A 19,781-nucleotide genomic window follows, 5' to 3' on the forward strand; every position below is an offset into this window, starting at 1 on the left:
TTCTGTTTGTAAAAGCAGGAGGATTTCTAATAAATTTGGCATTTTTTTTAGGTTAATCGTTGGAAAATTTTCCTAAATAAATGCCATTTTTTTATTTTTCCAAATACCTCAATTGGCGGTCATATTGTTTTATGAAAGCTATTTATTTAGTTATCAATCCTGCTACTCCCAAAGAGGTATTACTTGCAAAATTAGCTTTGGCTTTACAAGAAAATCTATATGCCGTGCAGATTTGGGATAATTTTACTGCTGAAAGTCAAGCCAAAGAGATTGTTCCTGAAATAATTGCTATGTGTAATGCTAAAAACACCCCTATTCTTATCAACAACCGATGGCAATATTTGCAAGAATACCCTTTTTCGGGAGTGCATTTTGATAATATTCCCGCCCATTGGCAAGAAATCAAAAAGCAACTGCCTAAAAATTGCCTTTTAGGCATTACTGCTAACAATGATTTGGAAGTGGTAAAATGGGCAGTTCAGGAAAGTTTTTCGTATATTTCGTTTTGCTCAATGTTTCCTTCGGTTACGGCAAATAGCTGTGAATTAGTGAGTTTTGAAACTATCTTGCAAGCAAGAAAAATGACCCACTTGCCTATATTTTTGGCAGGAGGTATTTCGGTAGAAAAACTTGCCGAGCTACGAGCTATTCAAGAAAATTTTGACGGCATTGCTTTGGTTTCGGGCATTATGAGTGCCGAAAATCCACAAAAAGCTATTCAAAACTATCAGCAACAAATTCAAACTTGGTAAAATATGAGAAAAAGTACGATTCAGAAACTTTGTTGCCCTTTTGATAAGGCAGATTTAGAACTAAACATCGTCTTGCAAGATACTGCTGAAAACATTTTAGAAGGTTGGTTGTATTGCAAGCAATGTCAGCGGAGCTACCCTATTGTCAGAGGTATTCCTATTATGAACCCCGATGAGTATAGAGAGTTTTCGTTAGAAAAACCTCTTTTTGAAAGATGGCAAAAACAATTGCAAGGGAAAAAATTTGAAAATTTTAGGCTTATTGCGAAAGAAAACTGATGCTATTTTTTTCGCCAAAAGAAAAATAATCTGCCAAAAAGCCGATTGATAAACAGCCAAAAAAAGCTGAATTGTCCGAAAATAAAACCGTAAATCAGCAAAAAAACATTGTAAAGGGGCAGAATAAGCACCACCCACGTAATAATTTTTTGCCAAGTGGGCGTCTGCTCGTTAATGCTCAATACATAATAAATAGGCTTTTTGAGAAAAAGTATTGTAAAGCCCGTACAAGCAAATACAAGCAGTATTGCAAGCACTTGCCAAGCACTTTTTACTTTCCAACGTTCTTGGAGTTTTTGTATCCAATTCATTATAGGGTGGCTTATTCCATAGATTTTTCTACGAGTTCGGCTAAATCATAGACTTTGATTTCAGCTTCTTTTTCTTTGTTTTTTACGCCGTCGGTCATCATTACCATACAAAAAGGGCAAGCTACAGCAATAGCGTTGGGGTTAGTTTCCAAAGCGTCTTCAATGCGTTCAATATTTACATCTTTGTTGCCTTTTTCAGGTTCTTTGAACATTTGAGCCCCACCAGCCCCACAGCAAAGACCTTTGTTTCGGCTACGTTTCATTTCTACGAGAGCTACGTCCAAAGCCTCTAAAACGGCTCTTGGAGCTTCGTAAATGTCATTAGCTCTACCCAAATAGCAAGAATCGTGATAAGTAATACGTTTGCCCTTGAACTCTCCTCCTTCTTTGAGTTTGATACGTCCCTCGTTGATAAGTTGTTGTAAGAATTCAGAATGGTGAATGACTTCGTAATTACCGCCCAATTCAGGATATTCATTTTTGAGCGTATTAAAGCAGTGAGGGCAAGCCGTAACAATTTTTTTTACACCATAATTGTTGAGTGTCTGAATGTTGGAAAGAGCCTGCATTTGAAATAAAAACTCATTTCCAGCTCTACGAGCAGGGTCGCCTGTGCAGTTTTCTTCTGTACCAAGTACGGCGAAGTTGATATTGAGTTTGTTTAAGATTTTAGCAAAAGCGATAGTTACTTGTTTGTAGCGGTAGTCAAAACTACCTGCACAACCCACCCAAAAAAGAACATCGGGGGTTTTGCCTTGTGCGGCAAGTTCTGCCATTGTAGGTACTTTGTAAGTGGTTGCCATATCCGTTTATGCTTAATTGTTATCTAAAACTTCTTTTTTATTTTCTTTGTTTTGTTTTTTAAGCCTCAAGTATCCTTTGATAAGTGTCAGAGTCGTAATCGCAAGGAAAAACAAAATTACATATTCCACATAATTGACCATAGCAGGAAAGGCGTGCCCGAGATAATAGCCACCTAACACCAACAAACTTGACCAAAGTAAAGCCCCAATTACATTATAGATAGCAAAGTGTGCAAGAGGCATCCTTGCCATTCCTGCCAGTAAAGGTGCAAAAGTACGAATAATAGGCAAGAAACGCCCAATAATAAGAGCCTTACCACCATTTTTATCAAAAAATGCTCGGGTCTGCTCAATGTATTTGCGTTTGAAATACCAAGTTTCTTTACGATTTTCAAAGTTTCTTCCCACTAATTTTCCAAATCCATAACCTGAAAAATTGCCTAAAACAGCTGAAGCAAAAATTCCCCCGAACACAATCCAAATATTTCCACCCAAATATTTATCGCAGAGCATACCCGCCAAAAAAAGCAAATAATCGCCGGGTAAGAAAAAACCAAAAAACCAACCCGTTTCCAAATACACAATCAGAAACACAAGTACCAATCCCCCTTTGCTGATAACCTCTTCAGAGTTAGTAAGTGTTTGTATGTATTGCCAAATAGTTTCCATAGATTATTGAGTGAAAAATTGAAATAATTGCTCAATAAGATTTAGTGCTTTTCAAACCTGAACTTCTACAAGTTCTTGGGGTTCGTAAGGTTTTATCCAAAAGCTATTGAAGTCAAGTCCTACATAAATGCTAATGTTTCCTTCTTGCAACATTTCTAAAATAGCCAAAAAAGTATAAATGAAGTATATTTTGCTCTGATTTTCACTGATGATGTCCTCAAAATCAAGTCTTTTTTCAGATTGCAGGCGTTCAAGCAAATGCTTTTTCTGCCTTTCAATGCTGTAAGGATATTGTAAAACGGTGTGTTGCCCCGTACGAGCATTGTTTTTGAAGCGTTCTGTTACTTTTTCATAAACTTTGAGCAGTTTGTAGAGGTCTATATCTTGCAATTCGGATTCTACACTGCTCATCGCGGCAATTTTTTTTAGTTCGGAAATAATATTGCCACGAGCTTCTTTTTGCAGGCGTTCTTCTTCCAACTTGGCGAGTTCTCCTACAATGCTTTTGTATTTTTTATATTCTAAAAGATGTTTAATTAGTTCATCGCGAGGGTCAATTTCATTGCCTTTTTCATCAACTTCGGGGCGAGGCAAAAGCATTTTAGCTTTAATTCTCACGAGTGTCCCTGCCACTAAAATAAATTCGCTGGCAACTTCAATATTCAATTTTTCTAAATGGTGGATATAATCCAAGAAATCTTGGGTGATTTTGGAAATAGGAATATCATAAATATCCAGTTCGTCGCGTTCAATAAAAAACAGAAGCAAATCGAAAGGTCCTTCAAAAAGGGGAAGTTTGATTTCAAAAGTTACCAAGCCTCTATAAATTTTTGAGCGAAATTAAGAAAAATTCCTTTTGTAAGAGCAAAAAGCCCCTAAAATTCTTTTTTCGTTCCTTTTTTGAAATCCTAAAAAAGTAATATCTTTGCCGCATTGTAGTTGCTAAAATTATCTACTTGCTAAAATTATTGAAAAATGTTTTACAAACAACATACCCTCTCTAAATCGGTAAGTGTAACAGGCGTAGGGCTTCATACAGGCAAAAATGCAACAATGACCTTCTTACCTGCTCCCGCAGGTACAGGAATTGTATTCAAGAGAATAGATTTGGAGGGCTTGCCCACTATACAAGCAGATGTAGATAATGTAGTAGATACCTCCAGAGGCACCACCATTGAGCAGAGCGGAGCAAGAATTTACACCGTAGAGCATACGCTTGCAGCTCTAGTAGGTTTGCAAATTGATAATGTTGTTATTGAAATTGATGGTCCTGAACCCCCTATTTTGGACGGCAGTTCTATTCAGTTTATCAATATACTGAAAGAAGCAGGACTTGCAGAGCAAGACGCTGTACGTAATTTTTATTACATTCCCGAAAATATCACTTATACTGATTCGGCAAGAGGCGTAGAACTTATCGCCAAACCTGCTTACAATTACGAATTGCAAGTTACCGTAGATTACAATTCCGAAGTATTAGGCATACAAAAAGCCGAACTTTCTAAAATTGAACAATTTGAAACAGAAATAGCCTCTTGCCGAACTTTCTGTTTTTTACACGAACTTGAAATGCTCTATAAAGGCGGACTTATCAAGGGAGGCGATTTGAGCAATGCTATTGTGATTGTAGATAAAGAAATGCCTGAAAATGAGCTTAATCAACTTGCTCAACTTTTAGGCAAAACCTCTGTAAAAGTTGATGTACAGAAAGGTATTCTCAATAATGTAGAACTACATTTCAATAATGAACCAGCCCGACATAAATTGCTGGATTTGGTTGGAGATTTAGCTTTGGCGGGCAGACCGCTCATTGGGCATATACACGCCTTACGCCCCGGACACGCCGCCAATGTGGAACTTGCCAAGCGTATCAAAGCCTCTTTCAAAAAGAATAAAGATAAGCAAGGAATGGTGTATGCGGCTGATTTGCCTGCTATCAAAGAGGCTACACAAATAGAAGCAATGCTACCGCATCGTATTCCTTTCTTGCTAATAGACAAAATTCTTTACCTTGACGAAACTTCGGTAGTAGCCCTCAAGAATGTTTCTATGAACGAGTGGTATTTTCAAGGGCATTTTCCCAGTAACCCCGTAATGCCCGGCGTTTTGCAAGTAGAAGGGCTTGCCCAAGCTGGAGGTATTTTTGCTTTAAGTACTACTGAAGAACCCTCTAATTACTGGACATATTTTTTGCGTATAGATGAGTGCCGTTTTCATCAGAAAGTCGTTCCCGGTGATACAATCCTCTACCATTGTATTCTCACGACACCCATTCGCAGAGGAATTGTGAAAATGGACGGCAGAGCTTATGTAAACGGCAAATTAGTTTGTGAAGCCAAATTAACAGCAAGTATTACTCGTAAAGACAAATGATCAGCAATTTAGCCTACATTCACCCCAAAGCAAATATCGGCAAGAACGTAACTATTGAGCCTTTTGCTACCATTTACGAAGACGTAATTATTGGTGATAACACTTGGATTGGCTCAAATGCTACCATTATGAATGGTGCAAGAATTGGGCAAAACTGCCGTATTTTCCCTGGTGCCGTTATTGCCGCTATCCCCCAAGACCTCAAATTCAACGGCGAGTATTCTACCGCTGAAATTGGAGATAACACCACTATCCGTGAATGTGCTACTATCAACAGAGGGACTGCTCATAGCGGAAAAACCGTTATTGGGAGTAATACACTCGTTATGGCTTACGTACACGTAGCCCACGACTGCTTTATCGGTAATAATTGCATTTTGGTAAATGCCGTACAAATGGCGGGGCACGTCATTATGGACGATTACGCTATTGTAGGAGGAACTGCCGCCATTCATCAATTTACACGTATAGGCACACATACAATGGTAGCGGGCGGTTCGCTGGTACGCAAAGATGTACCACCTTTTGTAAAAGCAGGTAGAGAGCCTTTGAGCTACGCAGGTGTAAATTCTTTGGGCTTACGCCGTAGGGGCTTTTCTAACGAACAAATTATGCTTATCCAAGATATTTACCGAACTATTTTTCAAAAGGGTTACAACACTACTGATGCTATTCAAAAAATTAAGGAAGAATTTTTACCTTCGCAAGAACGTGATTTGATTATCAATTTCATTGAAACTTCCGAAAGAGGTATCATCAAAGGCAGTAGTAGTAGCGATAAATACACTTTTGAACTCTAAATTATGGACACGAGCCAACGCCGTTACAAACTTTTATACGTAGATGATGAAGAGAGCAATCTACGTATATTCAAAATGACCTTTAAGCGGCACTATGATATATTTACAGCTATTTCGGGGCAAGAGGCTATCAAAATCTTGCATCAAGAGGCTATTCAGCTCATTATCACCGACCAAAAAATGCCTGAAATGACAGGCACAGAATTTTTAGAAAAAACTATTCCCGAGTTTCCTAATATCATTCGCATTATTCTTACGGGGTTTTCGGATATTGAAGCGGTAGTTAGGGCTATTAACAAAGCCAATGTGTATCGGTATGTAACCAAACCTTGGGATAGAGAAGAACTCAAAAAAATTATTGATGAAGGGCTAGCTTTGTATCAGTATCGTGAAGATAAAGATATTAAGATAACCCTTTTAGAAAAAGAAAATCAAGTTTTAAGAGAAAAAATTGAGCAACTTACCGAAGAGTTGAGGCGATACAGAAATGTATAAATTTGGGCTTCATTGTGGCTTTCTCCCTGCAACTACTTCAATCATCTCCGAGCAGTCAAGGTATTTTTGGGCAACTGCTAAAACATCTTCGCTATTTACTGAATACAAACGTTCTAAAAAACTCTCATAATAATTTTCAGGCAATTGGTGTAAATGAATGATAGATTGCAAGTGCATTTGAGCATTGGCGTTGGTCAGTTCGTTTGCCACAGAACCCGCCATATAGTTTTTGACTTTTTCTAACTCTACTTCACTTACTTTTTCTTGTTGTAGCACCTGAATTTCTTTGTAGATTTCTTGCAAAGCAACTTGGTAGGCTTCGGTTCTTACGTCTGTGCTTATTACGAAATGAGTAGCCCATCGCATATTTTTCAGTACGCTATAAATGCCATAGGTCAAACCCTTTTCTTCGCGGATATTTTGCATTAGCCTTGAGCCAAAATAACCGCCTAAAATCGTAGAGCAAACGCTTAATTTCATATAATCCTCGTGATTTCGCCCAATCACGAGCTTGCCTACACGCAAAGAATTTTGCAGACTATCGCTTTTTTCTACAAAGACTTTTTGCGATTGAGGTTGAAGCATTTGGGGCGTTTTGCTGGGCTTGTTGGAGTAAGGAAGTTTAGAAAAATAATTTTCTAAATTTTGTAGAACATTTTCTGAAAAATTACCCGTAAGATAAACAGCAAAAGAATTTTGTAAAAGCAGATTTTGGTAGAAACTGACAATCTCGTTTTTAGGATAGTTTGCAAGAAGTTCTTCGGAAAGTATTTTTCCGTAGGGGTGGTTTTCAAAAAGTGTTTTAGAAAAAGCTCTACCTGCTAAAAAGGCTGTTTTTTGCAAATTGATTTGTAAGTCTTTTTGCTGTTTGAGCAGAAAAATATGCCATTCTTGCTCAGGGAAAGTAGGTTCAAAAAGAATTTCAGCAATCAGAGGAATGGTGTTTTCGGCATAGCGTGCAGGGGTATAAAGCGTGATGATACTTTGGTCTGCATCAGATTGCAAATCCAGAAATGCCCCGAATTCATCAATAGCCTCGTTGATTTCTTGGGCTGTTTTATGAGTTGTGCCTTCGGCGAGCATTTTTGTAGCATACAGAGATTGGGCAGGTAAGGCACTATCATAACCTCCCACATCAAAAACCCAAGAAATTTGAATAATCTCTTGTTCGGGTGCGTGTATAGTATAAACAGGTAGTTGATTTGATAAATGATATTTCTGTGGCTTGATTAAAGGAAATTGAGCAATTCTTTGTGAGACAGGCGGAACGGTTCTATCTAAATAATTCATAGCGAAGCCATTTTGAAAAGTGAATATTAAAAAACCCTGCTTGAAGCAGGGTGAAAAGGTGTTTTTAGTCCCATTTGAGGTCGCCGTTGTTTTCCTCATCATCAAGGGCATAATCCTCAAATACTTCCTCCGAAACTTGGTTAAAGTCGTAATCGGGCATCATTTCCTTGATTTTGGCAATAGCTTCCTCCAAAGACTCAATAAATTTACCAAAATCTTCTTTGTAAAGAAAGATTTTGTGCTTTTCGTAATAAAACCCATTATCGCGGAAACGCTTCTTGCTTTCCGTGATTGTTAAATAAAAATCGCTACCTCTGGTTGATTTTACATCAAAGAAGTAGGTTCTTTTTCCCGCCTTTACTCGTTTAGAGTAAACATCTGTTGCACGTTCTCTGTTTGCTTTGAACTCTTCCACAGTCCTTGAAATTTAGATGTTAAACTTCTTTTTGAATGAGCAAAATTAAAAATTTTTGAAGCCACACCAAAAATATTAACAACTTTTTCATTAAGATTTAGTCTAATTAACAGAAAAGCAAGATATTCGGCTCGCAGAGCAAAAATCTGTACTTGCTTTTTGAGACTTTGAAAAAAATATACCAATATTGCAGTAATTTCCTAAACCCAAAATAGTAAATCTTATGAAATTTTTTATTGATACAGCCAATTTGAAAGAAATTCAGGAAGCCAACGACCTGGGCGTGCTTGATGGCGTAACAACCAACCCTTCGCTTATGGCAAAAGAAGGCATTACGGGTAAGCAAAATATTTTAGAACATTACGTAAAAATTTGTAATTTGGTAGAAGGCGACGTGAGTGCCGAAGTAGTAGCGACCGATTATGAAGGTATAATTAGAGAAGGTGAGGAGTTAGCCTCTTTACATAAAAACATTGTTGTAAAAGTGCCTATGATAAAAGATGGCGTAAAAGCTATCAAGTATTTTGCTAAAAAAGGCATAAAAACCAATTGTACGCTGGTTTTTTCTGCGGGACAGGCTATTTTAGCCGCTAAAGCAGGAGCTACGTATGTTTCGCCTTTCATAGGGCGTTTAGATGATGTAGCTACCGATGGCTTACAACTGATTGAACAAATTGTACATATTTACGACAATTATAGTTTCGAAACGCAAGTCCTTGCCGCTTCCATTCGACACGTAATGCACCTTGTACAATGTGCCGAAATTGGGGCTGATGTAGCTACTTGTCCTTTAAGTGTGATTACAGGCTTGCTCAAACACCCCCTCACAGATATAGGTCTTGAAAAATTCCTCGCCGATTATCGCAAAGGTAATTCGTAAATAAAAAGCTAAACTTCATCAATTTTTTGCAAACTTTTATAAGTTTTAGGCTTCCGGAATATGTTTTTTTTTAACTTTGAGAAAACTAAAAACGTATTTTTATGAAAAAGATACTATTTTCTATCGTCCTTTTAGCAGTTTCTATTCTTTTTACTGCTTGTCCCTATTCTGCCGAATTTCCATTAGATACCCCCAAAGAAAAGGTAGATAATATTTTACTCGGTAAATGGATAGAAAAAAATGCGGTCAACAAAGACAATCCGCCTTTTTATGTCATCAGTAAAGTAGATGAAAACTCTTACAAGTTTGAAAAAAATGATTATGACTCCAATGAGAAAAAATATAATCAAACTGCTTATACGGGACATTTTACCAAAATAGGCAATACTCATTTTTTGAACCTAAAAAACCCTGATGATGGAAAATTTTACTTCCATAAAATAGAACTTTCTGCCGATAAGAAAGAATTTACCCTTTTTGAAGTTACCGATAACATAGATGAAAAGTTCGCCGATGCCGCTGAAATGCGTAAATTTTTTGAAAAATACAAAGATTTAAGTTTCTTTTACAATAGAGATGAAAAGACATACGCCAAAAAATAATAGTTTGTTAAAAACATCTCTTTCATCAGTACATACATTACTTTCATCAAGTTTTTGCAAAAAAATTATTGCAAAAATTTGATTTCTATTTCAAAAATGACTAATATTTCGCAAGTAAAAAACTTTTTATCACCTCAAAAAAATTGTAATTTATGGGAATTTTCGGTAGAATTGGCGATATTATTAAAGCCAACATCAATGATTTGCTTGACAAGGCAGAAGACCCTGTCAAAATGATTAAGCAAATGGTTATAGATATGCAAGAAGCTGTAACCAAAGCGACTTCGGGCTTGGCTCAAGCTATGGCACAAGAAAAGAAATTGCAGAGAGATTATGAAAAGTTCGTGGCAATGTCCAAAGAATGGGAAAACAAGGCTATGGCGGCACTACAAGCAGGCAACGAGGATTTAGCTCGCAAAGCTCTTGCCAAAAAAGCAGAAGCCGACCAACAAGCCAATATGTATAAACAAATGTATGAGCAAGCCGCTCAAACCGCCGCAACCCTAAAAACACAAGTAGAACAACTCAAAGCCAAACTTGATGAGGCAAGAATGAAAGAATCTACACTCATTGCTCGTAGCCAAGCGGCAAAAGCTCAGAAAGAAATTGCTAAAAATATTGGCACGTTTGACCACTCTTCCATTTCTGCCAAATTTTCCAAATTTGAGGAAAAAATTCTTAAAGAAGAAGCTGAAGCACAAGCCTTTACGCAACTTTCAGAAGGTACAACCAGCCTTGATGATGAATTCAAAGCATTAGAAAAAAATATGGCAGTAGATGATGAACTCGCCAAACTCAAAGCTAAACTTGGTAAATAACGACTAACTCCTAAATTATGCCGATTATGCCTAAATTCAAAGTAATAAAAGAAGGTATCAACGAACAACTGATAGCTTCCACGCAAGCCAAAGTGGAAAAATATATCCAAGAACTATTCCACGACTACGAAGTAGCTAAAATTGAAAATACATATAGCTTTTCCTTCGGCACCGTGAACGTAAATATACGTATCATTGGCTGGCATAGCGAAGATGTACTTGTAGAAGTTTATTCATATCTTGCCGAAGACGTAAATCTTTCTCCTGATATGGCAGAAGAATTGCTTCGCCTCAATGCAAGTATGCATTTTGGTAGTTTTGGTCTGACTTTTGATAGAGCCGTAGTGTATAGCTATGCCTTGGCAGGTGCCAATTTAGACCTAAACGAATTCGTTGCCGCCGTACAAACCGTAGCTACCGTAGCCGATAGTTATGATGAAATGTTTAAGCAAAAACCCCAAACTGCTTAAAGACTTTTTACTCCTAACTAAACCTTCAAGCAGTATGCTTGAAGGTTTTTTTGAAATCATTTTTCACCTCTAAAATTTAATCATAATGGGATTTATTATTGCAGGAATTATCTGTATAGCTATTGCAGTTGGGCTTTGGTTTTATCGTAAATCGCAATTGGATAAGTCGTTAAATATTCGCTACCAGCAAACTACCACAGCCAAAAATATTTGGGAAAACTATGAGGATATTGTGGCTACCGTGGGACAGGGGCATTACACAGAAGTTGTGGAGGTAAAAGGAATTGCTAAATGCAACAACCCACTCCTTGCCGACCATAGCGAAAAACCCGTAGTCTATTACAAAGCCTACATAATTCACGAGTACGAAGTGCAAGAGCAAGAGCGTGATAATAATGGAAATACTCGTTGGGTTACTCGCCGCAAATCAGAAACCATCTCTTCCAACGAACAAAGCGTTCCTTTTTACATTGATGACGGCAGCGGAAAAACTATTGCGGTAAATCCTGCTTTGGCAGAAAAACACACTACTACTACCGTAGATAGGTTTGAAAGAGAACTTTCACAAGGTTATCTTAATCAGCATAGAAATACAAGTTGGGGTATGCAACTGATGAGTTTCCTGAATAATGTAGGTACTTATGGTTCAAGAACGCTTGGCTATCGCTTGGTGGAGGAATGTATCCCTGTCAATGCTCGCTTGTATGTATATGGCGAAGCTAATGACAAAGATGGCGAACTAACCATCTCCAAGCCTCGTGATACCAATCAGCACTTTATTGTTTCGGTAAAATCAGAAGAGGAACTTGTACAAAGTGCAGAAAGTTCGGCGAAGTGGTCTTTGATTGGGGCAATCGCATTAGTAGTAATCGGAGCTGTTTTAATGATTGTAGGCTTTACAGAAAAATAATTTGTTGGGTACAGATTTCTGATATTAGATATTTGAATAGAGGAAAAACCTTAATCTTTTGAAAGTAAATAGTTATTGTAGTTTTCAAGGTTTAAGAATATCTATTTCACTAAAAAAAAGATAATGAAACAAATTTTGCAACAACTTCGGATTTTGCACATCGCCCTCACGGTTCCAATAGTGTTTATGGGCATTGTCTTTCATTTTGTACTTCTACCTACCATAGCGGCAGATAGTACAATGCAAAATCATTTGCTTTTTCAGGTCGTAGTAGTACTAATGGCAGTAGGTTCTATGGCATTTATCAAAGTATTTATGCCTAAACTTATGTTAAACGCTCAAAAGCAGGTAGATTTGCAGAGTAAATTACAAGCCTATAAATCTCCCTTTATTATTAAAATGGCTATTTTGGAAAGTGTAGCTATGATAAGTTTGGTTTTCTATTTGCTTACATCTAAGTTGTTCTATGTTGCTATGGCGGCTGTTTGGCTTGTGTTGTTAATCTTAGAACATCCTACTCCTCAAAATATCGCTCGGGAGCTTAAACTTTCGGAAAAAGAAATGAAAGATTTGATGCGGAATTAAAAAAGCTAACCTAAATAGCCCGCTTTTGGGTTTATTGAAATTATTCAATCGTACAATGAAATTTCAAAAATTTAGAAAAACCCTTGAAAACTTTTTTCATCTGTCAAAATTTATGTAATTTTGATGAAAAACTATTCAGGGGTGAAATATTTCTTACTGCTTTGTTTTTGGATTTTTTACGGGGTGGCACAGGCTCAACAAGACCCACTCTATACGCAGTATGTTTTCAATACTGCCGCTATCAATCCTGCTTATGTAGGCAGTCATAATTTGCTCAATGCAGGACTTTTGTATCGTAAGCAATGGGCAGGCATTACTGCCTCGCCTACTACGGCTACTTTGGGCATAGATGCTCCCTTATGGCAAAATCGCTTGGGAGCAGGTTTGCTCGTAGGTTTAGATAAAATAGGCAAAACCCAAAGTTTTGAACTTTCTACACAATACGCTTATCGCATTCCAACCGCCAACAATGGCAACCTCGCTCTTGGGTTGCAAGCAGGATTTACACAATACAGCTTTCGTGGCTCTGATCTAATTTATAACTCTTCGCAACTCAATGGCAATAACACTAATAGCGACCCAACACTGGAAGAAAACATTACTCGTACTCTCTTCAACGTAGGCACAGGTATTTGGTTTAATAACGAACATTTTTTTGCAGGATTTTCTGTGCCAAGAATTATTACGCATCGCTTTTCGCAAAATACACAAGGGCTATTGCAAAGCCAAGCAAGGCAATACAGACACTATTTCCTAATGGCAGGTTATGTATTTGAACTAAATGAAAATTTTCAACTCAAACCTTCTGCCCTTTTGCGAGCCGTAGAGGCGGCACCTTTGAATTTTGATGTTACTCTGCAATCGTGGTATAAGCAAAGGTTTGGGGCAGGCTTGTCATATCGCCATCAGGCAAATTTAAGTGTCTTGTTTGAATTCAACACCCTGAAAGGCTTACGCATAAGCTATGCTTATGATTTCCCTACAACGGCTCTCAATCGCCACACTTTGGGTAGTCACGAAATTATGCTTCGCTATCAGAAACCCTTAAAAAACACTCCTACAGAACAGAAAAAGAAAAAACAAGATACCCCCGAAGATGATGAGGAAGAAGAAATCATTATTTCACCTCGTTTGTTTTAGCTTTCTTTCTCTGCATTTCACAGCACTTGCTCAAAAACCTGTTTTTAAGCATTATACGCGTGCTACGGGTCTGAAAAGTGAGTACATCAATGCTATTTACCAAGATAAAAAAGGTTTTTTTTGGATTGCTTCGGATAAAGGGATAAGTCGTTTTGATGGCAAAGAGTTCTTGCATTTCAATACCGATAACGGATTGCCCGGCAATATGGTGAAAGCTATTTCAGAAGATAGTTCGCAAAATATCATTTTACAGGTTTATGAAAAAGGCTTTTATCAAATAACTCCTCAACTCAAAATTTTGCCCTATACCACTCAAAAAGTCTCAATTCCTCACAAAAAAAAATACTTTCAACATATTCCTTCATCTAATAATAATCCACTTATTCAAAGTATTCTTTCTGATGTCCAAAATGAGGGTGTTGTAGAAGTTTTTGAACTACAAGATAATGAAAAAAATCTATGGTTGAGTGTTTTTGGGAAAAGTTTGTTTCGCTATATTCCTTACCTTGAAAATTACGAAATTGATGACGAAATCGTGAATTTTTACACAAATGGCTTACAATCGTTTTTTTTAGGTAAAAAAGGAATTCACATTTTCAACAACCACTCTACCGAAAGAAAATTTTTACCCTTATCCGATAGCCGTGCTTTGCAATTTTGGAATGATAAAGTTTTCATAGGTTCTCTTTACGACTGGTATGAGCAGAAAAACTTAACTGCCATTGGCGAAGGAATACATTGCACAGGCATTGCCGATATTGCCATCAAAGACCAAAAAATGTGGATAGCTACTTTCGGGAAAGGTTTAATTGTAATGAAAGATAATTTTCTGACCGATACCTTAAACATTCTGAAAGGACTGGTGAGCAATAATTTAGAAAAAATTCATCTTTCCCCCTCGTATGTATGGGTGAGTACCTATGGCAATGGTATTAGCCGTATCAATCCTAAAACATTAGAAATCAAAAATTTCAGTCAAAAAGAGGGGGTGCTTTCAAATACTGTATACGATATTTTCAAAGAAAAACCCAATGTATTTTGGATAGCCACCGAAAGAGGCATCAGCGTATTTGAAAACGATAAAATCGCCTTTCAGATAAAAACACAAGAAAGAATTTTAAGTGTTTTTCGCTATGAAAATTTTATTTGGGCGGTTTCAGACAAATATTTATATCAAGTAGAAGGAGAAAATAATCTACGTAAATGGGCAGGAATTTACATAGTCCCTCCCGATTGGAATGTTGCTATCAATCGCATCATAGCCCACGAAAATTATGTGTATGTTCTATCCAATAAAGGCGTTTTTCGGCTCAATATGGATAAAGTTTTAACACTTCCAACCTCCAAACCTCATTTTGAATTACTTTCTATCAGAAATTCCCAAGAAAATATTTTTTGGCAGAAAGATAAAAAACTCACACTTTCTTGGAAAAATAAAGACCTGACTTTACGTTTCGCCTTACTTAGTTTTTTGAACGAAAATGAAAATTCGCTTAGTTATAGGCTTAAAGAAAAAGATAGCATTTGGATAAACCTTCCCAGTAACCACCAACTTAGCTTGCGTAATTTAGATTATGGCAATTTTATCTTGCAAATACGAATGAAAAACGCTTTGGGCATATACTCCGATATTTTGAACATTCCTCTCATCGTAGAAAAACCTTTTTGGCGAGAATGGTGGTTTATTGTCGTTTCTATAAGTATTATTTTCACAATTTTTGCTTTTTTGATACGCTTTATTGCTCAAAAAAGATTGAAAAAACGTTTGAGAGAATTAGAACTATCTCAAAAATTACAAACAGAAAAAGAACGCATAGCACGTGAGTTACACGATAATATAGGCTCACAACTCACCTACATCATTACAAGTTTAGAGCAAATTGATAAAACCACAGACCCAAATAAACAAAACAAGCGTATTCAAGAGCTTTCCCAATTTACCAAAGAAACCATCAGCGAACTTCGCGAAACTATTTGGGCTATCAATCAGGAGGCTATCAATACTGAAAATTTACTTTCTCGTATTCAGGAAACTATTTGGCGACTAAATGAAAATTTGCAAGGTGTAAAAATTATTTTGCAAAAAGATTTGCAAAAAGATTTCCAAATTCATTCTCTGAAGGCTCTCAATATTTTTCGTATTTTTCAAGAAAGCCTAAACAATGCTCTCAAACATAGCCAAGCTACTGAAATTCAGGTATTTTTGCAAAGTAGCGAAAGCAATTTTATTTTAATAGTACAAGATAACGGCATAGGCATAAACCTAAATCAGCAGATAGCAGAAAAACATTATGGTCTGAAAAATATGCAAAAGCGAGCCTCTGAAATCAATGCTGTACTTAGCATTGAACCCTTGCCACAAGGCACGAGAATCATTTTGCAATGCCCCTTACTAGTGTAAAACAAAAACCGATAGCAAACGTTTTTACTAAAAAAGTAGTTTCAATTTTTGTAGAGTGGTTCAAAATTTGCGGTAGAAAATCTAAATAAAATGACAATGAAAAGATTGGTTTTAGTAGCCTTTTTGTGGGGTTGCACTTGGATAGCCAAAGCGAACTACATTTTAATTCCAATGGATAAAGCCCAAAAAAATCATTTGAAGGCTTATGGTATTGCTTATTGGGTATTGCAAAAAATAGGACAAGAAGTAGATTGGCTCTTGAATTATAGAGGAGGAAGTTTTGGAACAAAATTTGACCCTCGCATACAAAATGAACTTTCTATTCGGGGGGTAAGTTTTCTGGTGATTTCTTCTGCCCAATACAATCAAGTGCTTGCCGAAATTGCTAGCCCTTCGGCAAATATGGACGTAGTGAAGTTGGAAAAAGCCCCTAAAATTGCCGTTTATTCACCCAAAACGAAACAACCTTGGGACGATGCCGTTACTTTGGTGCTAACGTATGCCGAAATTCCTTATGACCTCATCTATGATGACGAAATTATGCAGGGCAAGCTCATAGATTACGATTGGTTGCATTTGCATCACGAAGATTTCACAGGGCAACAAGGGAAATTCTATGCAATGGCTCGCAATCAGGCTTGGTATGTGCAAGAAAAAAAAGAATTAGAAGCACTTGCTAAAAAATGGGGCTTTTCCAAAATTTCACAACTGAAATTAGCCATCGTAAAACGTATTCGCGAATACGTGATTGGTGGAGGATTTATGTTTGCTATGTGTTCGGCTACCGATACTTTTGATATTGCCCTTGCCGCCGAAGGATTAGATATTTGTGAAAGTATGTACGATGGCGATGGTACAGACCCCCAAGCCCAAGAAAAACTCAATTTTCAGAATACTTTTGCTTTCAAAAACTTTCGCTTGGAAAAAAATCCCTACGTGTACGAGTATTCAGACATTGACAACCAGCAACACGAAAGAGGGGTAAACGAAAAAACAGACTTTTTTCAGCTCTTTACTTTCTCTGCCAAATGGGACCCTGTGCCTACGATGCTCACGCAAAATCACGAAACGCTCATCAAGGGCTTTATGGGGCAAACAACTGCTTTCAAAAATCAACTGATCAAGTCGGAAGTAGTAATAATGGCAGAAAATAAAGTTTGTAACGAGGCTCGTTATATTCACGGCATACAAGGTAAGGGAACTTGGACATTCTACGGCGGACACGACCCCGAAGATTATCAGCACTTTGTAGGCGAAGAACCCACTGACCTCAATCTGCACCCCAATTCGCCCGGCTACAGGCTTATTTTGAATAATGTTCTTTTCCCCGCCGCCAAGAAAAAGAAACAAAAAACTTGATTTTCTTCATAAAACCAATTGTTGTTTTATGAAATAGCAGTCTTAATTTACAAAATCAGCGTTTGAGTATAATTCTAAATTTTGTACCTTTATCTAACTCGGAATATTTTACAAAAATTTTACCTTTGTGATACTCTTCTATAATTCTTTTGGCAAGAGTAAGACCAAGCCCCCAGCCTCGTTTTTTGGTAGTGTAGCCAGGGTCAAACACTCGCTTAATTTTACGAGGAGGTATTCCTTTGCCATTGTCGCTAATATCAATATAAAGCAATTTGTCTTTGCTGGAAAGACGGGTTTCTACTACTATTTTCCCTTCCGCCTGAATAGCATCTACAGAGTTTTTGATAAGATTTTCCAATACCCATTCAAATAAATATCTATTGAGCCTTACTGAAAAGTTGTATGGTAAAAAATTGTGATATTCAAGCTGAATTTTAGTTGAAATTCGTGGGCGTAGGTACGCAAGCATTTCCTCAATAATTTTAGCTATATCTTCTTGTAAAAGAGCCGTTTGCGAGCCAATATTTGAAAAACGAGCCGCTATTATCTCCAAACGCCTGACATCTTTATTTATCTCGTCTAAAATCTCCTCTGTCATAGCATTGGTTTTCAGATACTCCACCCAAGCCAAAAGAGAAGATATCGGAGTACCTAGTTGGTGAGCGGTTTCTTTGGCAAGTCCTACCCATACTCGGTTTTGTTCGGCTCGGCGAGAGTAGCTGAATGCCAAATAAGCCAGCAAACCAAAGATAGCTATTACGGTAAGCTGTATGTAAGGGTAGTATTTGAGCTGATAAATCAAATCGGAACTACGATAATAAATAAGATGATAGCGGTCTTTGCCAATATTGATTTTAATAGGCGGAAATTCTTCTTTCATTCGGGCGAGTTCTTTTTCCAAATAAAGTTGTTTCGCCTCTTCGCTCATTCCTTTGGTATTCAGATTGCGTTCTGTGATAATGTTTTCGTTTTCGTCAGTGGCAATGGTAGGTACAGAGGTATTGGCTTTGATGATTTCTTCCAAAATAAATTTCATTGATTCTTCATTTTCTCTATCCCAGAGGTATCGTAAAGCCTTACTGAAAAGCGTTATTTGTGCTTTTTCTCGTTGTATAAGCTGGCTCACCAAAGTATTGGTATAATACAACGAAACAAAGCCTATCAGAAATGCAACTACGATAATAGCTACCTTAAAGCGAAAACGATTTTGATACAAATTCATTTAGCTAAACAGACTTGACACAATAATAGCAGTTTTTGGCAATCTTCACAAATCTTATGAAAATCCGTGAAAGCATTTTACACCTCAACATAACTTTGTATATTTGCCCTAAATTTTCACCAAACCCCTTGAAATTATGCTAAATTACGACAAAATTGTAGAAATTCTTGGCTCTAATGCCGAAAAGTTGCTCAATCACGAGTGTAAAACTATTGATAAAAAACTTCTGCAAAAGCCTTCTAAAAATTTTGTAGATGAAGTCTATGCCAAATCCAACCGCAATCCGCAAGTTTTGCGTAGCTTACAAGCAATGTTCAACCACGGAAGGCTTAAAGGCACAGGATATCTTTCAATTTTGCCCGTAGATCAAGGCATAGAACATTCGGCAGGGGCTTCTTTTGCACCCAATCCTATCTACTTTGACCCCGAAAATATCATCAAACTTGCCATTGAAGGCGGTTGCAGTGCCGTAGCCACTACTTTTGGCAATTTAGCCTTGATGTCTCGCAAATATGCTCATAAAATTCCTTTTTTGGTAAAAATCAACCACAACGAACTAATGACCTACCCTAATAAGTACGACCAAATTATGTTTGGTTCGGTGCGTGAGGCGTGGAATTTGGGGGCTGTGGCAGTAGGAGCAACCATTTATTTTGGTTCAGAAGAGTCATCTCGTCAGATTGTAGAAGTTGCTGAAGCTTTTGAAATGGCTCACGAGTTGGGTATGGCTACGGTGCTTTGGTGTTATGCTCGTAATAGTGCCTTCAAGAAAGATGGTGTAGATTACCACGTTGCCGCTGATATCACAGGACAAGCCAACCATTTGGGCGTAACTATTCAAGCGGATATTATCAAGCAAAAACTCCCTGAAAATAACGGCGGCTTCACCGCTTTGAACTTTGGTAAATCGCATAAAAAAATGTACGAAGAGCTAACCACTTCACACCCTATAGATTTGTGCCGTTACCAAGTTGCCAACTGCTATATGGGCAAAATTGGTCTTATCAATTCAGGAGGAGAGTCCAAGGGTGCTTCGGATATGGCAGAAGCCGTAACCACTGCGGTTATCAACAAGCGTGCAGGAGGTATGGGCTTGATTATGGGTCGTAAAGCCTTCCAAAGACCTATGAAAGAAGGTGTAGAACTCCTTAATGCCGTACAAGATGTATATCTGACCCGAAAAATTGATTTGGCATAAAACCCTTTG

General features: G+C 37.4%; 22 protein-coding genes. 15 read left to right on the plus strand and 7 right to left on the minus strand.

The genetic code is table 11. From position 1 onward, the window contains the following. Positions 1-131: 131 nt before the first annotated feature. Complete coding sequence (locus tag Rain11_RS07165) at positions 132-752, plus strand: thiamine phosphate synthase (RefSeq protein ID WP_101358672.1); 621 nt, start codon at positions 132-134, stop codon at positions 750-752. A 3-nt stretch (positions 753-755) separates the two neighbouring features. Beyond that, positions 756-1,031 (plus strand): Trm112 family protein, encoded by a 276-nt coding sequence (locus Rain11_RS07170; RefSeq protein ID WP_101358673.1) that lies wholly within the window; start codon positions 756-758, stop codon positions 1,029-1,031. Between the two features lie 2 nt (positions 1,032-1,033). Here Rain11_RS07170 and Rain11_RS07175 read toward each other — a convergent pair whose 3' ends face one another. The 4 genes from Rain11_RS07175 to Rain11_RS07190 are packed head-to-tail and all read right to left on the minus strand — an operon-like array spanning position 1,034 to position 3,630. Further along, positions 1,034-1,342, minus strand: coding sequence for a DUF6787 family protein (locus tag Rain11_RS07175; protein WP_101358674.1), 309 nt, complete (start codon positions 1,340-1,342; stop codon positions 1,034-1,036). A gap of 11 nt (positions 1,343-1,353) precedes the next feature. After that, positions 1,354-2,145, minus strand: coding sequence for a (Fe-S)-binding protein (locus tag Rain11_RS07180; protein ID WP_101358675.1), 792 nt, complete (start codon positions 2,143-2,145; stop codon positions 1,354-1,356). Positions 2,146-2,157: 12 nt separating this feature from the next. Continuing rightward, on the minus strand, positions 2,158-2,814 hold the full coding sequence (locus tag Rain11_RS07185) for a DedA family protein (protein ID WP_101358676.1): 657 nt from the start codon (positions 2,812-2,814) through the stop codon (positions 2,158-2,160). 51 nt (positions 2,815-2,865) lie between these two features. Continuing rightward, on the minus strand, positions 2,866-3,630 hold the full coding sequence (locus Rain11_RS07190; protein WP_101358677.1) for a segregation and condensation protein A: 765 nt from the start codon (positions 3,628-3,630) through the stop codon (positions 2,866-2,868). A 159-nt stretch (positions 3,631-3,789) separates the two neighbouring features. On the opposite strand from Rain11_RS07190, the gene Rain11_RS07195 reads away from it, so the two are divergent. Genes Rain11_RS07195 through Rain11_RS07205 form a run of 3 tightly spaced genes read left to right on the plus strand, consistent with a single transcriptional unit; the run spans position 3,790 to position 6,482 of the window. Then, positions 3,790-5,187, plus strand: coding sequence for a bifunctional UDP-3-O-[3-hydroxymyristoyl] N-acetylglucosamine deacetylase/3-hydroxyacyl-ACP dehydratase (locus tag Rain11_RS07195; protein WP_101358678.1), 1,398 nt, complete (start codon positions 3,790-3,792; stop codon positions 5,185-5,187). Further along, positions 5,184-5,987 carry an acyl-ACP--UDP-N-acetylglucosamine O-acyltransferase gene (lpxA, locus tag Rain11_RS07200; protein WP_101358679.1) on the plus strand — a complete coding sequence of 268 codons (804 nt, stop codon included), beginning with the start codon at positions 5,184-5,186 and terminating at the stop codon, positions 5,985-5,987. Before Rain11_RS07195 ends, lpxA begins: the two co-directional genes overlap by 4 nt. Before the next feature lie 3 nt (positions 5,988-5,990). After that, on the plus strand, positions 5,991-6,482 hold the full coding sequence (locus tag Rain11_RS07205; RefSeq protein WP_101358680.1) for a response regulator: 492 nt from the start codon (positions 5,991-5,993) through the stop codon (positions 6,480-6,482). A gap of 9 nt (positions 6,483-6,491) precedes the next feature. On the opposite strand, the gene Rain11_RS07210 is transcribed toward Rain11_RS07205, so the two are convergent. Beyond that, entirely contained in the window at positions 6,492-7,772 is a 1,281-nt protein-coding gene (locus Rain11_RS07210) for a M16 family metallopeptidase (protein WP_165778094.1), read from the minus strand. Between the two features lie 64 nt (positions 7,773-7,836). Then, the gene (locus tag Rain11_RS07215) at positions 7,837-8,187 is read right to left on the minus strand and encodes a DUF3276 family protein (RefSeq protein WP_101358682.1); all 351 of its coding nucleotides are present in this window, start codon (positions 8,185-8,187) and stop codon (positions 7,837-7,839) included. 223 nt (positions 8,188-8,410) lie between these two features. Between Rain11_RS07215 and fsa the strand changes: the two genes are divergently transcribed. The 9 genes from fsa to Rain11_RS07260 all read left to right on the plus strand — a co-directional run bounded on the left by fsa (position 8,411) and on the right by Rain11_RS07260 (position 17,352). Further along, the gene (gene fsa / locus Rain11_RS07220) at positions 8,411-9,067 is read left to right on the plus strand and encodes a fructose-6-phosphate aldolase (protein ID WP_101358683.1); all 657 of its coding nucleotides are present in this window, start codon (positions 8,411-8,413) and stop codon (positions 9,065-9,067) included. Between the two features lie 101 nt (positions 9,068-9,168). After that, positions 9,169-9,669: a hypothetical protein gene (locus Rain11_RS07225; protein ID WP_101358684.1), complete on the plus strand. Its 501-nt coding sequence runs from the start codon at positions 9,169-9,171 to the stop codon at positions 9,667-9,669. A 152-nt stretch (positions 9,670-9,821) separates the two neighbouring features. After that, positions 9,822-10,487: a PspA/IM30 family protein gene (locus Rain11_RS07230; protein WP_101358685.1), complete on the plus strand. Its 666-nt coding sequence runs from the start codon at positions 9,822-9,824 to the stop codon at positions 10,485-10,487. A 26-nt stretch (positions 10,488-10,513) separates the two neighbouring features. Continuing rightward, on the plus strand, positions 10,514-10,957 hold the full coding sequence (locus tag Rain11_RS07235; protein ID WP_165778095.1) for a YbjN domain-containing protein: 444 nt from the start codon (positions 10,514-10,516) through the stop codon (positions 10,955-10,957). Positions 10,958-11,042: 85 nt separating this feature from the next. Beyond that, positions 11,043-11,867, plus strand: coding sequence for an E3 ubiquitin ligase family protein (locus Rain11_RS07240; protein ID WP_101358687.1), 825 nt, complete (start codon positions 11,043-11,045; stop codon positions 11,865-11,867). Positions 11,868-11,990: 123 nt separating this feature from the next. After that, positions 11,991-12,452, plus strand: a complete 462-nt coding sequence (locus Rain11_RS07245) for a hypothetical protein (protein WP_101358688.1) — start codon at positions 11,991-11,993, stop codon at positions 12,450-12,452. Positions 12,453-12,575: 123 nt separating this feature from the next. Further along, positions 12,576-13,592, plus strand: coding sequence for a PorP/SprF family type IX secretion system membrane protein (locus tag Rain11_RS07250; RefSeq protein WP_101358689.1), 1,017 nt, complete (start codon positions 12,576-12,578; stop codon positions 13,590-13,592). Beyond that, the gene (locus Rain11_RS07255) at positions 13,549-15,993 is read left to right on the plus strand and encodes a sensor histidine kinase (protein WP_101358690.1); all 2,445 of its coding nucleotides are present in this window, start codon (positions 13,549-13,551) and stop codon (positions 15,991-15,993) included. The genes Rain11_RS07250 and Rain11_RS07255 overlap by 44 nt, the downstream gene beginning before the upstream one ends. Positions 15,994-16,089: 96 nt before the next feature. Further along, positions 16,090-17,352, plus strand: coding sequence for an asparagine synthetase B (locus tag Rain11_RS07260; RefSeq protein ID WP_101358691.1), 1,263 nt, complete (start codon positions 16,090-16,092; stop codon positions 17,350-17,352). A gap of 55 nt (positions 17,353-17,407) precedes the next feature. Here the strand turns inward: Rain11_RS07260 and Rain11_RS07265 are convergent, their stop codons facing one another. Continuing rightward, entirely contained in the window at positions 17,408-18,574 is a 1,167-nt protein-coding gene (locus Rain11_RS07265; protein WP_101358692.1) for a sensor histidine kinase, read from the minus strand. Between the two features lie 136 nt (positions 18,575-18,710). On the opposite strand from Rain11_RS07265, the gene Rain11_RS07270 reads away from it, so the two are divergent. Continuing rightward, a complete protein-coding gene (locus Rain11_RS07270) occupies positions 18,711-19,772 on the plus strand; it encodes a class I fructose-bisphosphate aldolase (RefSeq protein WP_101358693.1) in 1,062 nt (353 codons plus the stop codon). Positions 19,773-19,781 lie beyond the last annotated feature (9 nt).

This window comes from Raineya orbicola (assembly GCF_002843425.1).
Taxonomy (GTDB): domain Bacteria; phylum Bacteroidota; class Bacteroidia; order Cytophagales; family Thermonemataceae; genus Raineya; species Raineya orbicola.

What these genes read in the sequence shown, in the direction of transcription:
- Rain11_RS07165 (WP_101358672.1), top strand. Translation starts at nt 132, where the DNA reads ATGAAAGCTATTTATTTAGTTATCAATCCTGCTACTCCCAAAGAGGTA.
- Rain11_RS07170 (WP_101358673.1), top strand. Translation starts at nt 756, where the DNA reads ATGAGAAAAAGTACGATTCAGAAACTTTGTTGCCCTTTTGATAAGGCA.
- Rain11_RS07175 (WP_101358674.1), bottom strand. Translation starts at nt 1,342, where the DNA reads ATGAATTGGATACAAAAACTCCAAGAACGTTGGAAAGTAAAAAGTGCT.
- Rain11_RS07180 (WP_101358675.1), bottom strand. Translation starts at nt 2,145, where the DNA reads ATGGCAACCACTTACAAAGTACCTACAATGGCAGAACTTGCCGCACAA.
- Rain11_RS07185 (WP_101358676.1), bottom strand. Translation starts at nt 2,814, where the DNA reads ATGGAAACTATTTGGCAATACATACAAACACTTACTAACTCTGAAGAG.
- Rain11_RS07195 (WP_101358678.1), top strand. Translation starts at nt 3,790, where the DNA reads ATGTTTTACAAACAACATACCCTCTCTAAATCGGTAAGTGTAACAGGC.
- lpxA (WP_101358679.1), top strand. Translation starts at nt 5,184, where the DNA reads ATGATCAGCAATTTAGCCTACATTCACCCCAAAGCAAATATCGGCAAG.
- Rain11_RS07205 (WP_101358680.1), top strand. Translation starts at nt 5,991, where the DNA reads ATGGACACGAGCCAACGCCGTTACAAACTTTTATACGTAGATGATGAA.
- Rain11_RS07210 (WP_165778094.1), bottom strand. Translation starts at nt 7,772, where the DNA reads ATGAATTATTTAGATAGAACCGTTCCGCCTGTCTCACAAAGAATTGCT.
- fsa (WP_101358683.1), top strand. Translation starts at nt 8,411, where the DNA reads ATGAAATTTTTTATTGATACAGCCAATTTGAAAGAAATTCAGGAAGCC.
- Rain11_RS07225 (WP_101358684.1), top strand. Translation starts at nt 9,169, where the DNA reads ATGAAAAAGATACTATTTTCTATCGTCCTTTTAGCAGTTTCTATTCTT.
- Rain11_RS07230 (WP_101358685.1), top strand. Translation starts at nt 9,822, where the DNA reads ATGGGAATTTTCGGTAGAATTGGCGATATTATTAAAGCCAACATCAAT.
- Rain11_RS07235 (WP_165778095.1), top strand. Translation starts at nt 10,514, where the DNA reads ATGCCTAAATTCAAAGTAATAAAAGAAGGTATCAACGAACAACTGATA.
- Rain11_RS07240 (WP_101358687.1), top strand. Translation starts at nt 11,043, where the DNA reads ATGGGATTTATTATTGCAGGAATTATCTGTATAGCTATTGCAGTTGGG.
- Rain11_RS07245 (WP_101358688.1), top strand. Translation starts at nt 11,991, where the DNA reads ATGAAACAAATTTTGCAACAACTTCGGATTTTGCACATCGCCCTCACG.
- Rain11_RS07250 (WP_101358689.1), top strand. Translation starts at nt 12,576, where the DNA reads ATGAAAAACTATTCAGGGGTGAAATATTTCTTACTGCTTTGTTTTTGG.
- Rain11_RS07255 (WP_101358690.1), top strand. Translation starts at nt 13,549, where the DNA reads ATGATGAGGAAGAAGAAATCATTATTTCACCTCGTTTGTTTTAGCTTT.
- Rain11_RS07260 (WP_101358691.1), top strand. Translation starts at nt 16,090, where the DNA reads ATGAAAAGATTGGTTTTAGTAGCCTTTTTGTGGGGTTGCACTTGGATA.
- Rain11_RS07265 (WP_101358692.1), bottom strand. Translation starts at nt 18,574, where the DNA reads ATGAATTTGTATCAAAATCGTTTTCGCTTTAAGGTAGCTATTATCGTA.
- Rain11_RS07270 (WP_101358693.1), top strand. Translation starts at nt 18,711, where the DNA reads ATGCTAAATTACGACAAAATTGTAGAAATTCTTGGCTCTAATGCCGAA.